The sequence below is a fragment of the Streptomyces tamarix genome (genome assembly GCF_032423885.1).
Classification (GTDB): Bacteria; Actinomycetota; Actinomycetes; order Streptomycetales; family Streptomycetaceae; genus Streptomyces; species Streptomyces tamarix.
This window is the reverse complement of sequence record NZ_JAWCTQ010000007.1, coordinates 191,821-209,707: the sequence shown is the minus strand read 5'-3', so window position 1 is coordinate 209,707 and position 17,887 is coordinate 191,821. Positions and strand designations below refer to the sequence as shown.

Here is a 17,887-nt window from a genome sequence, read left to right as displayed (position 1 = left end):
CTCACAGCGCCCCGGAGGCGGAACGAGCCCAAAAAAGGGCGGCGCGAAGCGCTGAGCACGTTCGCCGCCTCGACACCCGCTCACAGCGCCCCGGAGGCGGAACGAGCCCAAAAAAGGGCGGCGCGCCCCGGAGGCGGAACGAGCCTAAAAAAGGGGCGCCACCACCTCGCCCGTCGTCGTGTCGCGTACCGTGATCGCTTCCATGGGGCAGGTTTCCGCCGCGTCCCTCACCGCGTCGTCCGGGGTGATCACGTCTTCGACCGGGCGCGCCCGTCCTCCGTCCAGTCGCATCCGGCCGTGTGCGGTGCCGAGGCAGAGGCCCGTGCCGGCGCACACCAGCCGGTCGACCTCGATCCGCCACGTGCCGGTGCCGTCCTGTGCCTCGCCCTGCGCCTCGCCCTGTGTCTTGTCCTGCTGCTGGGGCATCTTCCTGTCTTCCTCTCACGTCGCGTCACGGTGCGGTCGCGGCACGGGCGGCCGCGCGCAGCGACCGCTCCACGGACAGGGCGGCGTCGTATCCGGGCAGGATTCCCCTTCGTTCCGCCTCGGCCATCGTCACCGCCCTCCGGTCGCGTTCCGAAATGATCAGATCCGAGTCGTCGGGTATCGGCAGGCCGAGATCCGGATCGAGTACCGAGACCGCCTCCTCGTCCCCCTCCGCGTGTTCCGCGGACAGGAGGTCGGTGATGACGGTGTCCTCCAGGGCCACGTACGCGTGGCCCACACCGGCGGGCACGTACACCCCGCTGGGGTATTCGGCGTCCAGTACGAGGGATTCCCACGCGCCGAACGTCGGCGAGCCCACGCGCACGTCGACGACGACGTACAGCGCGCGGCCCCGTGAACAGTGCACGTACTTGGCCACGCCCGGCGGTGTCCGCGTGAAGTGCACGCCGCGCACGGTTCCCCGTTTCGACCGGCTGTGGTTCGCCTGCCGTACGGGGAACAGCGGTCCGCCGGTCGCCTCTTCGAAGGCGGCCTCCCGGTAGGGGGAGGCGACGTATCCGCGCGCGTCGTGGAGGGTCCGCGGAACGAACAGGAAAGCTCCCGCGGTCCTCAGCTCACGCACCTCCACGACTTCCGTCCTTCCACCGGCGCGGCGCCCGGCGGGCGCCGCCGCGCGTCAGCGTGCCGCCGGCTCGTCCGGGTGGGCGGCGACGGCGTGCGGGGTCGGCATGGCGTTGCTCTCCGCGCGGTCCTCCGCCGTGGCCTTCCGGTTCGGCGGGTCCGCGCGGACCGGTTACGGCGGCTCCGGGTGGTTGCCGTCCGGTTCGGCGGTGCGGCCCGTGCCGCGGTCGGTGGTCGCCCCGGCGTGGGTCGGTCGGCCGGGTCCCGTGGAGGCGGGTGTGGTCCGTGGCGGGCGGTGTGCCGTCGCGCCCGGCGCCGTACCGGGACCGGCGTGGTGGACCCCCGCCGGGCAAACCGCTGGGCAGGCCGCCGGGTGGGGTGTCGGGAAGGCGCCGTACGGCATCCGGTCGTGCACGGGCCGGGGGGCCGGGGACCGGTCGGCCCCTCCGCGGGGGAGGCCGGGGAAGTCCCGCCGCGGGAGGAGCACGGCGTACGGGGCCCTTCCCGGCGGCCGGTCGTGGTCCGCGGGGGTGTGCGGTCCGTCGCCGGTGGCGGCCCGGGGGTGTTCGGCGTGCCGTCGGGTGGGCTTCCGGAACGTTCCTCCGGGGCCCGGTCGGTCCGCGGGCCGGTGGGCGGGGTCGTGGACCGTGTCGCCCCGGAAGCCGCGCGGGAAGTCGCCGCGCTCCTCGGGGTCCGCCGTGTCGGCTCCGGCTCCGGAGCCAGTTCCGGCTTCGGCTCCGGCGCAGGCCGGGAGCGTGCCGGGCAGCGGCCCAGCGGGTCCCGCACCGGCGCCGGCGCACGTGGTGCGACCTGATGCCATGGTCTCCCTCGATCGGTTCTCGCGACTCGCGTCATCGCGCGCCGGGGAACTCACCAGGTGACGAGAAGGGATTCCGGGGCGCGCGCGATGAGTCCCGGCTTCCACGGAACATCCTCCGCGGTACCGGCGAGGCGCAAGGAGGGGAATCTGGCCATCAACCCCTCCAGCGCGACGCGGAGTTCGGCGCGCGCGAGGCTCGCGCCGAGGCAGTAGTGCATGCCGTGGCCGAACCCGAGGTGCGGGTTGCGCTCCCGGTCGAAGCGGATCGTCTCGGGGTCCTCGAACACCCGCTCGTCCCGGTCTCCCTGGGCTCGCTGGAAGATGACCGTGTCGCCCTCGCGGATGGTCACCCCGCCGATCACGACGTCCTCCGACGCGCGGCGCGGGAAGCTGCCGACCGAGCGGAGCGGGATGATCCGCAGCATCTCCTCCAGGGCCGGGTCGATCAGCTTCGGGTCGTCGCACAGCTGCGCGTACAGCTCGCGCTGCGCGAGCAGCAGGAAGCAGACGTTCGAGATCATGCTGAGCGAGGTCTCGTGGCCGGCCATGAGTACGCCGATGCCGGTCCGCACGGCTTCGACCTCGGTGAGCTGGCCGGCGTCCAGCGCCTCGATCAGTACGGATATGAGGTCGTCGGAGAGGCTGGAGCGGCGCTTGGCGATGAGTTTGCGGAGGAACTCCTCCAGTCCGTCGCGGGCTTCGTTGATCTCCTCCTTCGTGTGCGCGGAGGTCGCGACGAAGACGTCGGAGTACCGGCGGAACTCGGCGCGCTCCTCGTAGGGGACGCCGAACAGCTCCACGATCATGCGGACCGGCAGCGGGATCGCCAGGCGCTGCACCAGGTCGCCGGGCGGGCCCGCCTCCTCCATGGCGTCCAGCTCGGAGTCGACGAGGTCCCGCATGCGGTCGGCGAGTTGCGAGACGATGCGCGGCCGGAAGGCGTGGGCGACGACCTTGCGGATCCGGCCGTGGTCCGGCGGGTCCATGCTGAGCAGGTTGCCGGGGCGCAGCGGCAGGGGCGTCACCCGCGCCGTGTCGGGCGCCGTCGCGGCGTACGAGCTGAACCGGGGGTCGGCCAGGAACTCCTTGATCTCGTGGTACCCGGTGAGGAGCCATGCCTCGCCGCCGTACGGCATCGTCACCCGGGACACCGGTTCGTTGCGGCACAGCTCCGCGTACCGGGGGTGCAGGTCGAGTCTGACGACGGGGCCGAAGGGGTACTTCGGCGGCCCGGCGGTGTCTGTGACGGTCATCGTTGCCACCTTCTGCGTGTCGTCCATCGCGCCGGGAATCGGGAAGGGCGGAGAACCGGGGCGGTCAGGCCGTGGCGGCACACACACGAGGCCGACGCCCGGTGCTCCGGAGGAGTCCCGGCGGTTCGACGGTGGGGAGGAGAAGTACGAAAAAGGTCTTGCGGCGACGCTGTCGGCCTTCGGACGGCGGGTGCTCCATCGCGCCCCGAACCGGCCTCTCGTCCCGGATCCTCTCACAAGGACCCTTCGTAATTACGGTGTTCGATGTCCTGATCCCGACCCCCGTGCGCGGCGGGCGGACGGTGAAAACCGCCGGTCGGTGGCGGTGCGGAGGGCTGCGGGGCGGGGACGCGGAAGCCCCGAGCACGTGCACGGTGGCGAAATCGGCGCGGGGCTTCCGGGACGGGAGCGGGGCGGGGCTTCCGGGACGGGAGCGGGGCGGCGGTCCGGCCGTCAGCGCTCGCGTGAGAGTGGGACGACGGTCCGGCCATCGGACGCCCACGCGGGAACGGGACAGCGATCCGACCCCCAGACACCCACGCGGGAACGAGACAGCGATCCGACCCCCAGGCGTCCGCGCGGGAGCGGGGCGGCGGTCCGGCCGTCAGGCGCTCGTGTGGGAGCGCTGCCCGGCCCGGGCGGCCCCGGCCTCCCGGTCGACCCGGTCGGCGAAGCGGAGCCACATGTCGGCGCACTCGCGGGCGAGTTTGCTGACGCCCTCGGCGCAGTGCGGCGGGATGGTCGTGGCGAGCCGCGCCCAGACGGAGGCGTCGACGTCGTGGACGGCGAAGCACCGGAGCAGGAAGCGGCCGGACTGGGAGAGCCGTAGCGCGGGGTCCTTGCGCAGCCGTTCCAGCAGTTCGCCGGAGTCCCGCAGCGACGTGGTCTCGTGGCGTGGTCGGCGGGGTGCGGGGACGCGTGGCTCCGGTTGGCCGGCGCGGCCCTCCGGAACCGGGTTCCGGCCGAGGAGGAGGCGTTTCTTCACGTCGTGCGCGGTGCCCAGGGAGATCCCGGCGGCGCGGGCGATCTCGCGGAGGCTGGCGCCGGGGCGCTCCAGCATCAACTGGCCCGCTCGCTGCCGGCCGCTGGCGACGCCGGCCACGTCGGCGGGGCGCCGTTTGCCGTCCAGGCCGATGCGGGTGTTCAGGTGCGGAACCTCGGCGGTTGAACGGCGCACGCGCGACACGGTGCGCGGCGACAGGGCGGTGACGGAGGCGACGTACCGGTCGGAGAGCGCCGGGTTCTCCCGCAGGATGCGGGCGGCCGCGGCGAGCCGGTCGCTGTGGGTGAGCGGTTTGCCGTGCGAGATGTTGAGGCTCACGGCGACGGCGAAGAGGCTGCGCTCCGGCACGTCGAGGAGGTAGGCGCTGATGGTGCGGTCGCCGCGGGCCCGGGCGGCGGCGAGGCGGTGCATGCCGTCGACGACGCGCCCGGTGGGGTGGTGGACGACGATGGGCGGCAGTTCTCCGTCGAGGGCGACGAGCGAGTCGACGTACTCCTGGTCGAGGCCCTTCGTGCGCGGCGAATCCGCTGGAAGGAGCGTGTCGACCGGGATGTCGGACCGGGCCGCCGCACTCAGGGTGGGTGATAAAGGCCGTATGTCGTCGACGTCTGCGCTACTCATCGAATCCCCCGCGTTCCCCCGCCATGATCGATGGTGCTACGCCTGCACGTTAGCAACCGGCTACAGGCCAAAGCAAGGAGTTCGCGGAGCGTGCGCGGCGCCTGCCCGGAAGGCTTGAATCCCTTGGATCACCAGGGAAGTTGACGGGAGGGGGAGGGGGTCGTGAACCGGCCATGGACGCCGGTTCGCGCGGAGGAGTCACTTGCGGTGGTAGAGCCGGACGGTCAGGGATCCGAACACGGCCACCAGCACCGCCGACCACCCCAGTGTCCACACCACTTCGGCGCCCGGCCAGTGGCCGTCCATGAGGCCGCGCACCGCCGAGGCGACGTGGGTGACGGGGTTGTGGTCGACCAGGGTCCGCAGCCACCCCGGCATGGTGCCGGGGTCGACGAAGATGTCGCTGAGGAAATTCAACGGGAAGATCACCGTCATCGAGGCCCCCATCACCGTCTTCTCATCCCGTACGAGCAGGCCGAACATCGTCCCGATCCAGGAGAAGGAGAAGGCGAAGACGATGAGGAGGAGGATGCCGGCGACGACTCCGGCGGCACCTCCGTCCGGCCGGAAACCGATGGCCAGGCCGGCGGTGAGCATCACCACCGAGGCGATCGAGTAGCGCAGCACGTCGCCGAGCAGGTAGCCGGCGACCGTCGCCGGCCGCCACACCGGCAGCGTGCGGAACCGGTCGAAGACCCCCTTGCCGATGTCGTTGTTGATCGCGATGCCCGTGTACACGGTGGTCATCACGACCGACATCACCATCACGCCGGGCAGCAGGTACTGGATGTACGCGCGGGGCGAGCGGCCTCGACGGCCGGGCCGGCCGGTATGGCGCCCGGCCCCGCGCGGTCAGCCACGGCCGGTCACCCCACCGGTTCCCCGGCGCGCGCCTTGACCGCCTCGGGGTGGCGCCGCAGCCACCGCAGGACGAGCATCCCGCCGATGCCGGGGACGAAGGCCAGCGCCCGGGCCGTGCCCGCCGAACCGGCGACCGTCAGCGCGAACGCCGCCACGATGGTGATCAGGTACGCCGAGCCGTGCACCGGGCCGCCGAGGGAGGTGATCGGCTCGGCGTGGACCGTGAACAGGTTGACGAACAGGACGACGACGGAGACGGCCTCGACGAGCGCCGCCGCGCGCAGCACCTTCAGGTTCATCCCGGTCACACACCCGTCGTGGAACCGGGGCGGACGATCATCAGGACGACGACGACCGTCCACAGCAGGTTGAAGATCCCGGTGAACATGCCCAGCCGCGTCGCCGCGGCCTTCAGCCCCTCGGCGGTCGCGCCGCCCTCCCGGGCCATGGTCAGCAGGCGCTCCTGGCCGGGGATGATCGCCATGGCGAGCATGAACGCGGCGACGGCGGTGAGGATCATCGACGAGATCAGCCAGGCGTCGCCCAGGACGCCGAGCTGCGCGCCCGTGGCCAGCCCGAAGACCGGCACGACCAGGCCGGCGACGGCGTAGACCCGGCAGATGCGGTGGAGGAACGCGGCGATGCCGACGGCCTTCCCCTTCTCCTCCCCCCCTTCCGGCCCCACTGACCCCACTGACTCTGCTGTTCCCGTTGATCCCGCTGTTCCCGCTGGTCCTTCCGCCACCGCCAGCTTGGCGAAGCGCGGGAAGAGCGAAGCCGCCACTGCGATCGACCCGACCGCGAGGATGGCGGCGAGCACGTGCACGGACAGGAGGAGCTTGGTCACGGTAGTGCCTCCAAGCGGGACCGGAGCAGACCCTCGATAGATTGGCTACCAATAGATAGCACGCCTACATCACGGTTGGGTAGAATCCCTGGTCATGAGGACAGACGCGGTGCGCGGCCACTTGGACGGACTCCTCCTGGCCGTGCTCGAACCGGGCCCGCTGCACGGCTACGCGATCATCGCGGCCGTCCAGCAGCGCAGCGGGGGCGCGCTGGAACTGCGCACGGGCACGATCTATCCGGCGCTCCAGCGCCTGGAGCGGCTCGGCCTGCTCAAGAGCAGTTGGGACTCCGTCGGCGAACGGCGCCGCCGCTGCTATGAGCTGACCGAGGCCGGCAGGCGTAGCCTGGCCCATGAGCGGACCGCCTGGCGGGAGTTCACCACGGCGATCGGCTCGGTCCTCAACCCGTCGACCCCCTCGACGGGACTGGCCACATGAGCACCGGGGCGGGCATGGAGACGAGCATCGGCGCAGCGGCGTCCGGCAAACGGCGTCCCACCGTCCCCTCCGACCCCATCGACGCGTACGTGGCGGCCCTCTCCGGCTCCTTGCAGGGCCCGAGCCGCGCCAAGTCCCGCCTCGTCGCGGAGATACGGGACGGCCTGGACGACGCGGTCTCGGCGCACACGCGCGCGGGCGTCCCCTACGAGCGGGCCGCGGAGTTAGCGGTGCGCGACTTCGGCGCGCCCGACCACCTGGCGCCGACGTTCCAGCACGAGCTGACCATCGCCCAGGCCCGGCACACCGCCCGCGCCGCCGGGCTCACCGTGCCCCTCGCCGTCGCCTGCTGGCTGCTGATCTGGACGGCCAGCCACGACAGCGCCACCTGGCAACTGCCCCGGGCCACCTCGCTGCTGACGGTGCACCTGGTCGCCGTCGCCGCCGTGGCCTCGGTCCTCGCCGCGACGACGCTCGCCGCGACGGGGCGGCTCGCCCGCTGGCTGCCCACGCCGCACCGGCTGCCCCTCGCGGTGGCCTGGACGAGTACGGCGGCCAGCGTCGCCATGGCCATCACCGCGCTGGTCCTGGTCACCCTCTCCGTCGTGGTCACCAACTGGCCGCTCGCGGTGGCCGCCGGGGCGCTCGCCGCGGCGTCGCACGCCGTGGTGGCCTCCTCGGCCCGCACGTGCCGGCAGTGCGCCCGCCTGCCGGTGAACTGAACCGCGTACCGTGCGTATCCGTTGAAGCAGGCCGGTCCCGGCAGCGCCGCCGAGGGCCGACAACCGAGGACAGTCCGCCGCCGCGCCCCTTACGCTCGGAGCCGCGCGGAAGACCGGACCCCAGTACTCCGGAGGCGGGGTGACGTGCGTTGGTGACACTCGCGGGCCCCGGGCCCGCCCTGAGGCTGGTACGCGCCGCCGTCTTCGCCGCCGTGTGCGTCCTGACGGCCGCGCTGGGGCACTCCCTCGCCTCCGGCAGCCCGTTACCCCTCGGCTTCCTCGCCGGCGCCATGGCCGTCACCACCGCGGCCGCCTGGTGGCTGGCGCGCGTCGAGCGCGGCGCCCTCCAGATCACGGCGACGACGGTCGGCGCCCAACTGGCCCTGCACAGCTTCTTCTCCTTCGCGCCCGCTCCGGGCGGCGGGCACCACCAGCACCACCGGGCCGTCGCCCTGCCGCAGAGCGCGTGCATGGGCGGCGCCACCGACCCCGTCGCCCAGGCCGTGTGGCAGGCCCACACCGGTACGGTGCCCCCGGCGCCGCCCGGACCCGAGTCGCCCGTCGCGTACGTGGTCCAGCTCATCACCCACGGCTCGTGGACCATGTTCTTCGCGCACGTCCTGGCCGCCCTCGTGTGCGGGCTGTGGATGTGGCGCGGCGAGGCGGCGGTCTTCGCGATCGCCCGCTCCCTCCACTGCGCCTTCTTCGAGCCGCTGCGGCTCGTCCTCGCCGGGCTCCCCCCGGCGCGGCCCCTGTCCGTCCCGCGCGGGGCGCCCGTCGCCGTACACCCGCGCCGGCTGCGCGACCTGCTGCTGCGGCACGCCATGTCCCGGCGCGGGCCGCCGTGGGGGCACCCGGTCCCCTGCTGACCCGGCCGCCCCGGCGGCCCGGCGGGGGACCGGTGCGAGCGTCTCCCACCCCTCCCCCTCGCACGTGCGCCGCCGCGCCGGTCCCTGCCGCGCGGCGGGCACGCGCGGCCGGACGCGCCGCGTCCGGCCGCGGCGCGCAGCAACGAAGGACGTTTCCATGCCCACTCACCTCAGTGGCGTACGCGACCGCACCGCCGTCCCCGACGACGACCAGATCACCGAATGGGCCCTGGCCGCCGCCCGCGGCGACGCCACGGCGACGGAGGACTTCATCTCCGCGACCCACCTGCACGTGTGGCGGTACATCACCCGCGCCTGCGGCGACGCCCACAGCGCGGACGACCTCACCCAGGAGACCTACCTGCGGGCCCTGCGCAGCCTCCCCCGGTTCGCGGCGCGCTGCCACGCCCGGACCTGGCTGCTGTCGATCGCCCGCCGGGTCGTCGTCGACCGCTACCGGTCGAACGCCGCCCGCCCCCGCCTCGCCGACACGGCCGACTGGCAGGCCGCCGCCGAACGCACCCAGCAGACGGGGCTGCCCGGCTTCGACGAGGGCGTGGCCCTGCTCGACCTGCTGGAGTCGCTCGACCGGCCGCGCCGGGAGTCGTTCATCCTCACCCAGGTCAAGGGCCTCTCCTACGAGGAGGCCGCCTCGATCGCGGGCTGCCCGATCGGCACGGTGCGCTCCCGGGTCAACCGGGCCCGGCAGAACCTCACGCACCTGCTGAAGTCGGCGGAGGCCGCCGCCTGAACGGGGGCGGCCGGGGCCCCTGACGAACCCCGGCCGCCCCTCCCCCCGTACGGGGCCACTCCGTACGGGACTACTCCGTACGGGATTACTCCGACAGGACGGGCAGCAGCTCCGGCAGGTGCCCGTCCGACGCCGCGGCCGCCGCCCGCCGCTCCTCGGGCACCTCGCCGTACAACGTCGTCCGCGGGCGCGCCGGGCGGCCCGCCGCCTCCGCGATGGCGACGAGGTCCCGCACCGACTTGTACGAGCCGTAACCCGACCCGGCCATGCGGGAGATCGTCTCCTCCATGAGCGTGCCGCCCAGGTCGTTCGCCCCGGACCGCAGCATCTCGGCCGCGCCGTCCGCGCCGAGCTTCACCCAACTGGTCTGGATGTTCGGGACGTGCGGGTGGAGCAGCAGCCGCGCCATCGCCGTGACCGCCCGGTTGTCGCGGACGGTCGGGCCGGGCCGGGCGATCCCCGCCAGGTACACGGGCGCGTTCGTGTGGACGAACGGCAGCGTCACGAACTCGGTGAACCCGCCGGTCTCCTGCTGGAGCCGGGCCAGCGTCCGCAGGTGGCCGAGCCAGTGCCGCGGCTGGTCCACGTGCCCGTACATCATCGTCGACGAGGACCGGATGCCCAGCTCGTGCGCCGTGCGGACGACCTCGATCCAGGTGGCGGCGGGCAGCTTGCCCTTGGTGAGGACCCACCGCACCTCGTCGTCGAGGATCTCCGCGGCCGTGCCGGGGATCGAGTCGAGCCCGGCCTCCCGCGCGGCAGTCAGCCAGTCGCGGATCGACATGCCCGTCCGGCTCGCGCCGTTGACGACCTCCATCGGGGAGAAGGCGTGCACGTGGATGCCCGGCACGCGCTCCTTCACCGCCCGCGCGATGTCGAAGTAGGCGGTGCCCGGCAGGTCCGGGTGGATGCCGCCCTGCATGCACACCTCGACCGCGCCCACGTCCCACGCCTGCGCGGCCCGGTCCGCGACCTGGTCGAGGGAGAGCGTGTACGCGTCGGCGTCCGTGCGCCGCTGGGCGAAGGCGCAGAAGCGGCAGCCGGTGTAGCAGACGTTCGTGAAGTTGATGTTGCGGGTGACGATGTACGTGACGTCGTCGCCGACGGCCGCCTTCCGCACGTCGTCCGCGATCCGGCACAGGGCGTCCAGCGCCGGGCCGTCGGCGTGCAGCAGCGCCAGCGCCTGCGCGTCGGTCAGCCGCGTCGGGTCGTCCGCCGCGACGCCGAGCGCCTCCCGTACGTCGCCGTCGACGCGCTGCGGTACGAGCCCGGGCGCCGCGGCCTCCCGCAGCGCGTCCCAGTCGCCGTACACGGCGTCGAAGTCGTCGCGCCGGTCGCGGGTGCGGCCCTCGGTGTCGATGGTGTGGTGCAGGTCGGTGCGGCCGGTCGCGGCGAACGCCTCGTCGGGCTCCTGCCAGGGCAGCCCCTGGGGCCGGGCGTCCGGCCGGGCGAGGCCGGTCACCGGGTCGGCGAGCGCGGTGACGTGCGGCAGCAGCCGCGGGTCCAGCCACGGCTCGCCGCGCAGCACGAACTCCGGGTACACGCAGAGCCGTTCGCGCAGCTCGAACCCGGCGGCGGCGGACCGCTCCGCGAGCACCTCGATCTGCGGCCAGGGCCGCTCCGGGTTGACGTGGTCGATGGTGACCGGCGAGACCCCGCCCCAGTCGTCGATGCCCGCGCCGATGAGCCGCCCGTACGCGTCGTCGACGAGGTTCGGCGGGGCCTGGAGGCAGGCGGACGGGCCGAGGATGTGCCGCGCCACGGCGACCGTCGCCACCAGGTCGTCCAGGTCCGCGTCGGGCGCGGCGCGCATCGCCGTGTCCGGCTTGGCGCGGAAGTTCTGGATGATCAGCTCCTGGATGCCGTGGTACGCGCGGGCCACCCGGCGCAGCGCGAACAGCGACTCGGCGCGCTCCTCGTACGTCTCGCCGATCCCGATGAGCAGCCCGCTGGTGAACGGCACGGACGACCGGCCCGCGTCCTGGAGGACCCGCAGCCGCACCGCCGGCTCCTTGTCGGGCGAGCCGTAGTGGGGGCCGCCGGGCTCGGACCACAGCCGTTCGGCGGTGGTCTCCAGCATCATGCCCATGGACGGCGCGACGGGCTTGAGCCGCTGGAAGTCCGTCCACGACAGGACGCCCGGGTTGAGGTGGGGCAGCAGCCCGGTCTCCTCCAGGATCCGGATGGAGACGGCCCGTACGTACGCGAGGGTGTCGTCGTAGCCGTGCGCGTCCAGCCACTCCCGCGCCTGGGGCCAGCGCTCCTCCGGCTTGTCGCCGAGCGTGATCAGCGCTTCCTTGCAGCCGAGCGCGGCGCCCTTGCGGGCGATGTCGAGGACCTCGTCCATCGACATGAACATCCCGTGCCCGGCGCGGCGCAGCTTGCCCGGCGCGGTCGCGAACGTGCAGTAGTGGCACGTGTCGCGGCACAGCCGGGTGAGCGGGACGAAGACGCTCCTGGAGTACGTGATGACGCCGGGCCGCCCCGCCGCGGCGAGCCCCGCGTCGCGCACCCGGGCGGCCGACGCGGCCAGGTCGTCCAGGTCGGCGCCGCGCGCCCGGAGCAGGACGGCGGCCTCGGTGACGTCGAGGGCGACCCCGTCCCTGGCCCGCTTCAGGGCGCGGCGCATGGCGTTGTCGGTCGGTCGGCGTCCGGTTCCCGTGGAGGTCATTCCCCGAGGATACGAGCGGTCCCGGAGGCGGCGCGCCCAGCCGTCCGGAACCAGTGGGGCCGCCGCCCGCTCCCCGGCGGCGGGCGCGCACCGGGGGTTTCGCGGCGCGGCGCGGTCCGGCCCGTCCCGGCCAGCCGCCCCGGAGCGGCTGGCCAGGGCGGCGGGCCGGGACGGTCGGTCACATCCAGGCGTTGTACGGCTGGGACCCCTGGCCCGCCGGTCGGCGCGCCTTGAGGGGGGCGGTCGCCACGCCCGTGCCGTCGTACCAGTACAGGGTGCCCGCCTTGTCGCGGACCAGGAGGGCGCCCCGGCCGGCCGGGGAACCGTCGCCGGGGGCGATGATCGCGGTGTACGCGTTCCAGCCCGACCTGCCGACCTTGATCCGGGGCGCGTACGGGCGGGCCGCGTTCCCGGTGCCCCGGTACAGCCACAGCGCGCCGGCCGTGTCACGGGCGAACAGGTCCGCGATGCCGTCGCCGGTGGAGTCGACGCCGCCGGTCAGGGCGTTGTACACCTGCCAGCCGGAGCCGACGCGGGTGCGCGCCGCGAAGGGCGCCTCCTCGACGCCGGTCCCCCGGTACAGCCACAGGACGCCGGCCTTGTCACGGGCGACGAGGTCCGCGTGGCCGTCGCCGGTCACGTCCCCGGTACCGCGCACCGACGTGTGGGCCGACCATCCGGTGCCGACCCGCACGCGCGGCTTGAACACGTTCCGCATCCCCTTCACGCCCGACGCCGGGTAGTACCAGAGGGTCCCGGACGGCTCGCGGGCTACGACGCCGCCGCCCCGGTTGTCGACGCCGATCGGGGACAGCTTGGTCACCGCGTCGAAGGCGCCCCACCCGGACCCGTGGTCCCACCGCATCCCCGGGGCGAGCGGCTCCCACTCCTGCGGCAGCGTCTCGTGGGAGTACAGCCGCCCCGCACTGTCGCGGCCGAAGACGCGGTACGACATCTCCACCCGGTCGTCGCTGAGGACGTGGAAGACGGCCTGCCCGGTCGACGTCGCGGTGGAGCCCTCCGGCCGGAAGGACACGTTGGCCTCGATGCCCCACGCCTCCATCCCGGCCGCGGGGCGCACGGAGTACGTGAGCGTGCTCGTGCCGGCGGGCACGTCGCACAGGGCGCGCTGCTCCCCGTTGTCGAAGGGCTCCTCCCAGCAGGTGACGCCGGGGCCGCCGGTCAGCCGGCCGCGGTTGAGGGCGGACGCCTCGGTGTCGAGGTTCCACCAGCGGAACCCCTCCGCCGGTTCCATGGTCAGTTCGAAGCGGCCGTTCGCGGACGCGTTCACCTTCACGGTGTGCGTGACCCCGCCGCCCGCCGGCGCGTCCGGCATGCCGAGGGTGAACGTCGCCGCGGTGGCGCCGTTCGGCGCGGCGCCGGCGACCCCGCCGGTGCCGGCCGCCAGCAGCGCGGCCGCGGTGGCCGCGACGGCGGCGGACCGCATCCGCGCCGAACCGGTTCGTCCCTGTCCGCGCACGTCTTCTCCCCTGCCCGGAACGGGCGTTCCGTCGGGAGGGAGACCCGCGAGGAGATCACCGGGTTGTACGGGCGGGTGGGTTCAGGTGCCGGTGCGGCCGTCGGTGAGTTCGCGGACCGCGTCGAGGTGGCCGTTGTGGCGGGCGGTCTCCTCGATCAGGTGCATGAGGATCCACCGCAGCGTGACGTGGACGCCGTCCCGGACGGGCCGCTTCGCCCGGGCGTCGAGGTCGTGCTCGGCGACCAGCCGGCGCAGGCGGTCGCTCTGCGCGGTGTACTCGGCGACGAGCTGCGGCAGGGGGATGTCGACGGCGATCCGCATCTCCCGGTCGGGGTCCTCAGCGGTCCACGGCATCCTGTCCTCGCCGCCGAGGAAGACGGAGTCCAGCCAGTAGTGCTCCACCCAGCGCAGGTGGCTGATCAGCCCGGCGGCCGTCATCAGCGGGGAGTGCGGCAGCGGCGCCTCGCGCGCGTCCCGCGCGGAGAGGCCGTCGCACTTGGCGACGGCGGTGGCGCGGACGTAGTCGAGGAAGGTGGCCAGGTGCGCGCGTTCGTCCCCCGTCGGGGGCAGGTCGGTGCGGGTCATGCCCGCATGCTCGCCGCCGCCGCGCCCCCGTGTCGAACGAATAGACCGGGGCCGAGGCCCAGGCCGGGGTGAGGGGTCGGGAGGCGGGGGCCCTGGGGCTGGGAGGCGGGGGCGGGGGCCGGAAGGCCGGGGCGGGAGGCCGGGGCCGGGGCCGGGGCGGGAGGCCGGGGCCGGAAGGCGGGGGCGGGGGCCGGAAGGCGGGGCCCGGGGCTGGGAGACAGGAGGCCGGGGCCGGGGCCGGGGCCGGGGCCGGGGCCGGAAGGCGGGGGCCGAGGCCCGGGGTCAGGGACGAGGCCCGGGGCCAGGGGGCGGCCAGGGGCGGTCAGTCGTTGACCGCGGTCAGCAGGAACGCCGTGTCCGTCACCGCCACCACGCTGTGCCGCTCCGGCGGGATCAGGAAGAGGTCGCCCATCGTGAGCTCGATCTCCTCCGCCGCGGTCTTCAGCTTCACGACCCCGCGCAGCACCTGGAGGGACCCGGCGGGCGGCGCGTTGTGCTCGTCGAGCCTGGTACCGGCCGTGAGGGCGATGACGGTCTGCCGCAGCGGCCGCTCCCGCAGCAGCAGGTTGGCGCTGCGCCCGTGTTCCGAGCGGTGGGCGGCGACCAGGTGTTCCTCGGCGATGGCGTAGAGGTCGTACATGTGTCCACCCTGCACCCCCGGCGCCGGGGCCGCACGGGAAGCGCGTACGGACCGGCGATCCGGCCCGTCCGGGCGCGGGCCGGGGACCGGGGCCGCGGGCCATGGTCCGGGGCCGGGGAGCCGAGGCCGCGGGGTGGGGGCCGCGGGGAGGGGCCGAGGCCGCGAGGCAGGCGCGGAAACGCCGTGAGGCGGGAGCCCGGGGCCGGGCCGGGAGCCGAGGCCGCGCGGCGGGAAGCCGGGCCCGGGGGCCGGGGTCGCGGCGCGGGCGCGGGAACGCCGCGCGGCCGGGGCCCCGGGGGGCTCCGGCCGCGTGGTGGCTCAGGTGGGAACGGGTGGGCGGGGGTCAGTCCTCGACGACCAGCGCGGGCGTCTCCTTGGTCAGCACCTCGCCGCGGAAGAACGCGGGGCTGCGGCGGTGCATGACCGCCATGAGGAGCGCGCCGACGAGCAGCAGGCCGACGCCGATGACGAAGACGGAGCCGATGCCGAAGACCGACGATCCGCTGCCGTACGCCGGGTCCCACATGTCCATGAGGGTCTGGGCGAAGACGGCCGTCAGCATCAGCCCGCCGAGGCCCGGCAGGACGCCCTTGACGAACAGGTCGCGGGCCGAGCGGGTGAGCTCGCGGCGGAAGAACCAGACGCAGGCGAAGGCGGTGATCGAGTAGTAGAAGCAGATCATCAGGCCGAGCGCGTAGATCGTGTCGACCAGGACGTTCTCGCTGACCAGGGTCATCACCGTGTAGAAGGCGCCCGTCGCGACACCGGCGACGACGGTCGCGCGGCCGGGGGTCCGGTGGACGGGGTGCACCTTGGAGAAGGCCGGCGGGAACGCTCCGTACGTGGACATCGCGAGCGCCGTGCGGGCGACGGGGATGAACGTCGTCTGGAGGCTGGCCGCGGCGGAGGCGAGGACGGCGACGAACAGCAGGATGCCGAGCCCGGAGCCCATGATCGGGGAGGCGAGCGCGGCGAAGACGTTGTCGGAGGTGTCCGGGTTGCCGAGGCCGAGGCCCTTCTCGCCGACGCCCGCGTACATCTGCACGGCGACGGCGACCATCAGGTACGAGAAGACGATCACGACGATGGCCAGCATGGCGGCGCGGCCCGGCGTGCGGGCGCTGCCGACGCTCTCCTCGTTCACGGACAGGCAGGTGTCCCAGCCCCAGTAGATGAAGATCGACAGGGAGAGCCCGGCGGTGAAGGCGGCGAAGGAGTCCACCGCGAAGGGGTTCATCCAGGACCAGGAGAAGGACAGGGAGCCCGCCACCTCGTCGGCCTTGGTCACGGCCATCGCGGCGAACAGGACGATCACGGCCAGTTGGAGTCCGACGAGGGCGTACTGGAGCCACTTCGTGGCGGTGATGCCCCGGTAGCTGACGACCGTCGCGGCGCCGATGAAGGCGAGGGTCGTGAGGATGTGGACGGCCTTGTCGTCGTCGAGTGCGGCGATCGACGGGTCGCCGGTGATCTCGCCGGCGGTCAGCCAGAAGAAGGACGTGGCGACGCCTGCCAGGTTGGACAGGACGACCACGGTGGCGACGAGGAGGCCCCAGCCGCACATCCAGCCGACCTTCGGGCCGAACGCCTTCACCGACCAGGTGAAGGAGGTGCCGCAGTCGGGGACGGCCTTGTTCAGCTCGCGGTAGGCGAAGGCCACGAGCAGCATGGGGAGGAACCCGGCGAGGAAGATCGCGGGCATCTGGAGGCCGACCTCGCCGACCGTGGGGCCCAGCGTCGAGGTCAGACAGTAGACCGGGGCGACGGTCGAGATGCCGATGACGGCACCGCCCATCAGCCCGACGGAGTTCCCGCCGAGGCCCTTGGTGCGTACGCCACCGCTCTCGCCCGTCGCGGCGACGTTCCTTACCGTGTCTCCGGCCGGGGGCCGTGCTTCCACCTGAGTCATGAGCAGGACGGTAAGCGCTGCGGTTTCCACATCCGGAGGTTCTCACTCCGCGATCTTTACCTTCGCTTATGCGGGGTAAATCGGGCCAGCAGCAAGGAATTCATGGTCTGTTTACCGTTGAACCACGCAACTCTTAGCCATGACGGCCGATGTTCGATATGCGGGAACCGTAGCTGTGTCCGCTTTGCCCCTTTCGAAAATTTCCCGTGCTTGTTCTTCCGGTCTCGGTCCGTCCTCCGCCGGGTCTCGGTCCGTCCTCCGCCGGGCCCCGTCCAGCCTCAGGCGGGCCCCGTCCGGTCTCAGGCGGGGCGCGTCAGGTCCCCCGGGTCCGTGTTCGCCCCGCACAGCACCACGGCGGTCCGCTCGCCCTCCGCGGGGCGGTAGGCGCACAGCCCGGCCAGCGCGGTGGCGGCGGCGTGCTCCACGGCGACGCGGTACGTGTCCCACAGCTCCTGCCGGGCGCGCACGATCTCGCCGTCCGTGACGAGGACGGAGCGCACGTCGTACCGCTGCGCCGCGTGGAGCGCCATCGGCGTGGCCCGGCGGGCGCCGAGCGCGTCGGCGGCGACCGACGCGACGGGCACGTCCACGACCTCGCCCGCCGCGAGGGCCGCGTTCAGCGCGCGGCACTCCTCCGGCTCGACGGCGACGACCCGTACGCCGTGCTCGTGGGCCGCCGCGGCGACCCCGGCGAACAGCCCGCCGCCGCCGACGGAGACGACGACCGTGTCCAGGTCGGGCAGCCGGGCGTGCAGCTCCTCCATGAGCGTGCCCGCCCCGGCGGCGACGAGCGGGTGGTCGTACGCGTGCGAGGCGAGCGCCCCGCTCTCGGCGGCGTGGATGCGGCAGGCGTCCAGCGCGTCGGCGTACTCGCTGCCGGAGAGCCGCACGTCGGCGCCGTAGGCGCGCAGCCGCGCCACCTTCACGGGGGGCGCGGTCTCGGGCAGGAACACCGTCGCCCGTACGCCCTGGGCACGCGCCGCCCACGCGCAGGCGAGCCCGGCGTTGCCGCCCGAGGCGATGGTGACGCCCGCGTCGGGCAGGGTGCCGGCCTCCTGGTGGGTACGGATGAAGTTGATGGCGCCGCGCGCCTTGAACGTGCCCGTGTGCTGGAGGAACTCCAGCGCGAACCACGTCCGCCCGTCACCGGCCGGCGCCACCGCGAGCGGCCGTACCCGCCCCGTGACCCGCTCGGCCGCCGCTGTCACGTCCGCGTACGTGAGGTGATCCATACCAGGACCATACGACGGGCCGACCGCCGGTGGTGGCAGCGGAAGGAAGGCGGACGCGAGGCACCGCCCGGAGCCCCGGCCCGGTTCCACGGCGCGCGAGCGGCGCCGTCACCCGG

At 73.8% G+C, this 17,887-nt stretch carries 16 protein-coding genes and 1 pseudogene; 4 read left to right on the top strand and 13 right to left on the bottom strand.

Annotated features, from left to right (window positions below):
- Positions 1-144: 144 nt before the first annotated feature.
- The 7 genes and pseudogenes from RND61_RS08805 to RND61_RS08775 all read right to left on the bottom strand — a co-directional run bounded on the left by RND61_RS08805 (position 145) and on the right by RND61_RS08775 (position 6,473).
- Positions 145-426 carry a ferredoxin gene (locus RND61_RS08805; RefSeq protein ID WP_315877250.1) on the bottom strand — a complete coding sequence of 94 codons (282 nt, stop codon included), beginning with the start codon at positions 424-426 and terminating at the stop codon, positions 145-147.
- A 25-nt stretch (positions 427-451) separates the two neighbouring features.
- Entirely contained in the window at positions 452-1,075 is a 624-nt protein-coding gene (locus RND61_RS08800; RefSeq protein WP_315877249.1) for a dTDP-4-dehydrorhamnose 3,5-epimerase family protein, read from the bottom strand.
- An 863-nt stretch (positions 1,076-1,938) separates the two neighbouring features.
- On the bottom strand, positions 1,939-3,141 hold the full coding sequence (locus RND61_RS08795) for a cytochrome P450 (protein WP_315877248.1): 1,203 nt from the start codon (positions 3,139-3,141) through the stop codon (positions 1,939-1,941).
- Positions 3,142-3,745: 604 nt separating this feature from the next.
- On the bottom strand, positions 3,746-4,765 hold the full coding sequence (locus tag RND61_RS08790) for a ParB/RepB/Spo0J family partition protein (protein WP_315877247.1): 1,020 nt from the start codon (positions 4,763-4,765) through the stop codon (positions 3,746-3,748).
- 198 nt (positions 4,766-4,963) lie between these two features.
- Positions 4,964-5,584: pseudogene (locus RND61_RS08785) on the bottom strand (ABC transporter permease); the annotation flags it as partial.
- Between the two features lie 47 nt (positions 5,585-5,631).
- On the bottom strand, positions 5,632-5,925 hold the full coding sequence (locus RND61_RS08780; protein WP_315877260.1) for a DUF3817 domain-containing protein: 294 nt from the start codon (positions 5,923-5,925) through the stop codon (positions 5,632-5,634).
- A gap of 5 nt (positions 5,926-5,930) precedes the next feature.
- On the bottom strand, positions 5,931-6,473 hold the full coding sequence (locus tag RND61_RS08775) for a hypothetical protein (protein WP_315877246.1): 543 nt from the start codon (positions 6,471-6,473) through the stop codon (positions 5,931-5,933).
- A 94-nt stretch (positions 6,474-6,567) separates the two neighbouring features.
- On the opposite strand from RND61_RS08775, the gene RND61_RS08770 reads away from it, so the two are divergent.
- From RND61_RS08770 to RND61_RS08755, 4 genes are all read left to right on the top strand, one after another.
- Positions 6,568-6,912: a PadR family transcriptional regulator gene (locus RND61_RS08770; RefSeq protein ID WP_315877245.1), complete on the top strand. Its 345-nt coding sequence runs from the start codon at positions 6,568-6,570 to the stop codon at positions 6,910-6,912.
- Positions 6,909-7,634 (top strand): permease prefix domain 1-containing protein, encoded by a 726-nt coding sequence (locus RND61_RS08765; RefSeq protein WP_315877244.1) that lies wholly within the window; start codon positions 6,909-6,911, stop codon positions 7,632-7,634. Before RND61_RS08770 ends, RND61_RS08765 begins: the two co-directional genes overlap by 4 nt.
- Positions 7,635-7,786: 152 nt before the next feature.
- Positions 7,787-8,503, top strand: a complete 717-nt coding sequence (locus RND61_RS08760; protein WP_315877243.1) for a hypothetical protein — start codon at positions 7,787-7,789, stop codon at positions 8,501-8,503.
- A 157-nt stretch (positions 8,504-8,660) separates the two neighbouring features.
- Positions 8,661-9,254 (top strand): sigma-70 family RNA polymerase sigma factor, encoded by a 594-nt coding sequence (locus RND61_RS08755; RefSeq protein ID WP_315877242.1) that lies wholly within the window; start codon positions 8,661-8,663, stop codon positions 9,252-9,254.
- 85 nt (positions 9,255-9,339) lie between these two features.
- Here the strand turns inward: RND61_RS08755 and RND61_RS08750 are convergent, their stop codons facing one another.
- From RND61_RS08750 to RND61_RS08725, 6 genes are all read right to left on the bottom strand, one after another.
- Positions 9,340-11,925, bottom strand: coding sequence for a bifunctional FO biosynthesis protein CofGH (locus tag RND61_RS08750; RefSeq protein ID WP_315877241.1), 2,586 nt, complete (start codon positions 11,923-11,925; stop codon positions 9,340-9,342).
- A gap of 178 nt (positions 11,926-12,103) precedes the next feature.
- Positions 12,104-13,405 carry an FG-GAP repeat domain-containing protein gene (locus RND61_RS08745; RefSeq protein ID WP_315877240.1) on the bottom strand — a complete coding sequence of 434 codons (1,302 nt, stop codon included), beginning with the start codon at positions 13,403-13,405 and terminating at the stop codon, positions 12,104-12,106.
- A gap of 81 nt (positions 13,406-13,486) precedes the next feature.
- The gene (locus RND61_RS08740) at positions 13,487-13,990 is read right to left on the bottom strand and encodes a DinB family protein (RefSeq protein WP_315877239.1); all 504 of its coding nucleotides are present in this window, start codon (positions 13,988-13,990) and stop codon (positions 13,487-13,489) included.
- Positions 13,991-14,312: 322 nt separating this feature from the next.
- Positions 14,313-14,630 (bottom strand): cupin, encoded by a 318-nt coding sequence (locus RND61_RS08735; RefSeq protein ID WP_315877238.1) that lies wholly within the window; start codon positions 14,628-14,630, stop codon positions 14,313-14,315.
- 343 nt (positions 14,631-14,973) lie between these two features.
- The gene (locus RND61_RS08730; protein ID WP_315877237.1) at positions 14,974-16,539 is read right to left on the bottom strand and encodes an APC family permease; all 1,566 of its coding nucleotides are present in this window, start codon (positions 16,537-16,539) and stop codon (positions 14,974-14,976) included.
- Positions 16,540-16,838: 299 nt separating this feature from the next.
- A complete protein-coding gene (locus tag RND61_RS08725) occupies positions 16,839-17,771 on the bottom strand; it encodes a threonine/serine dehydratase (RefSeq protein WP_315877236.1) in 933 nt (310 codons plus the stop codon).
- Positions 17,772-17,887: the final 116 nt, after the last annotated feature.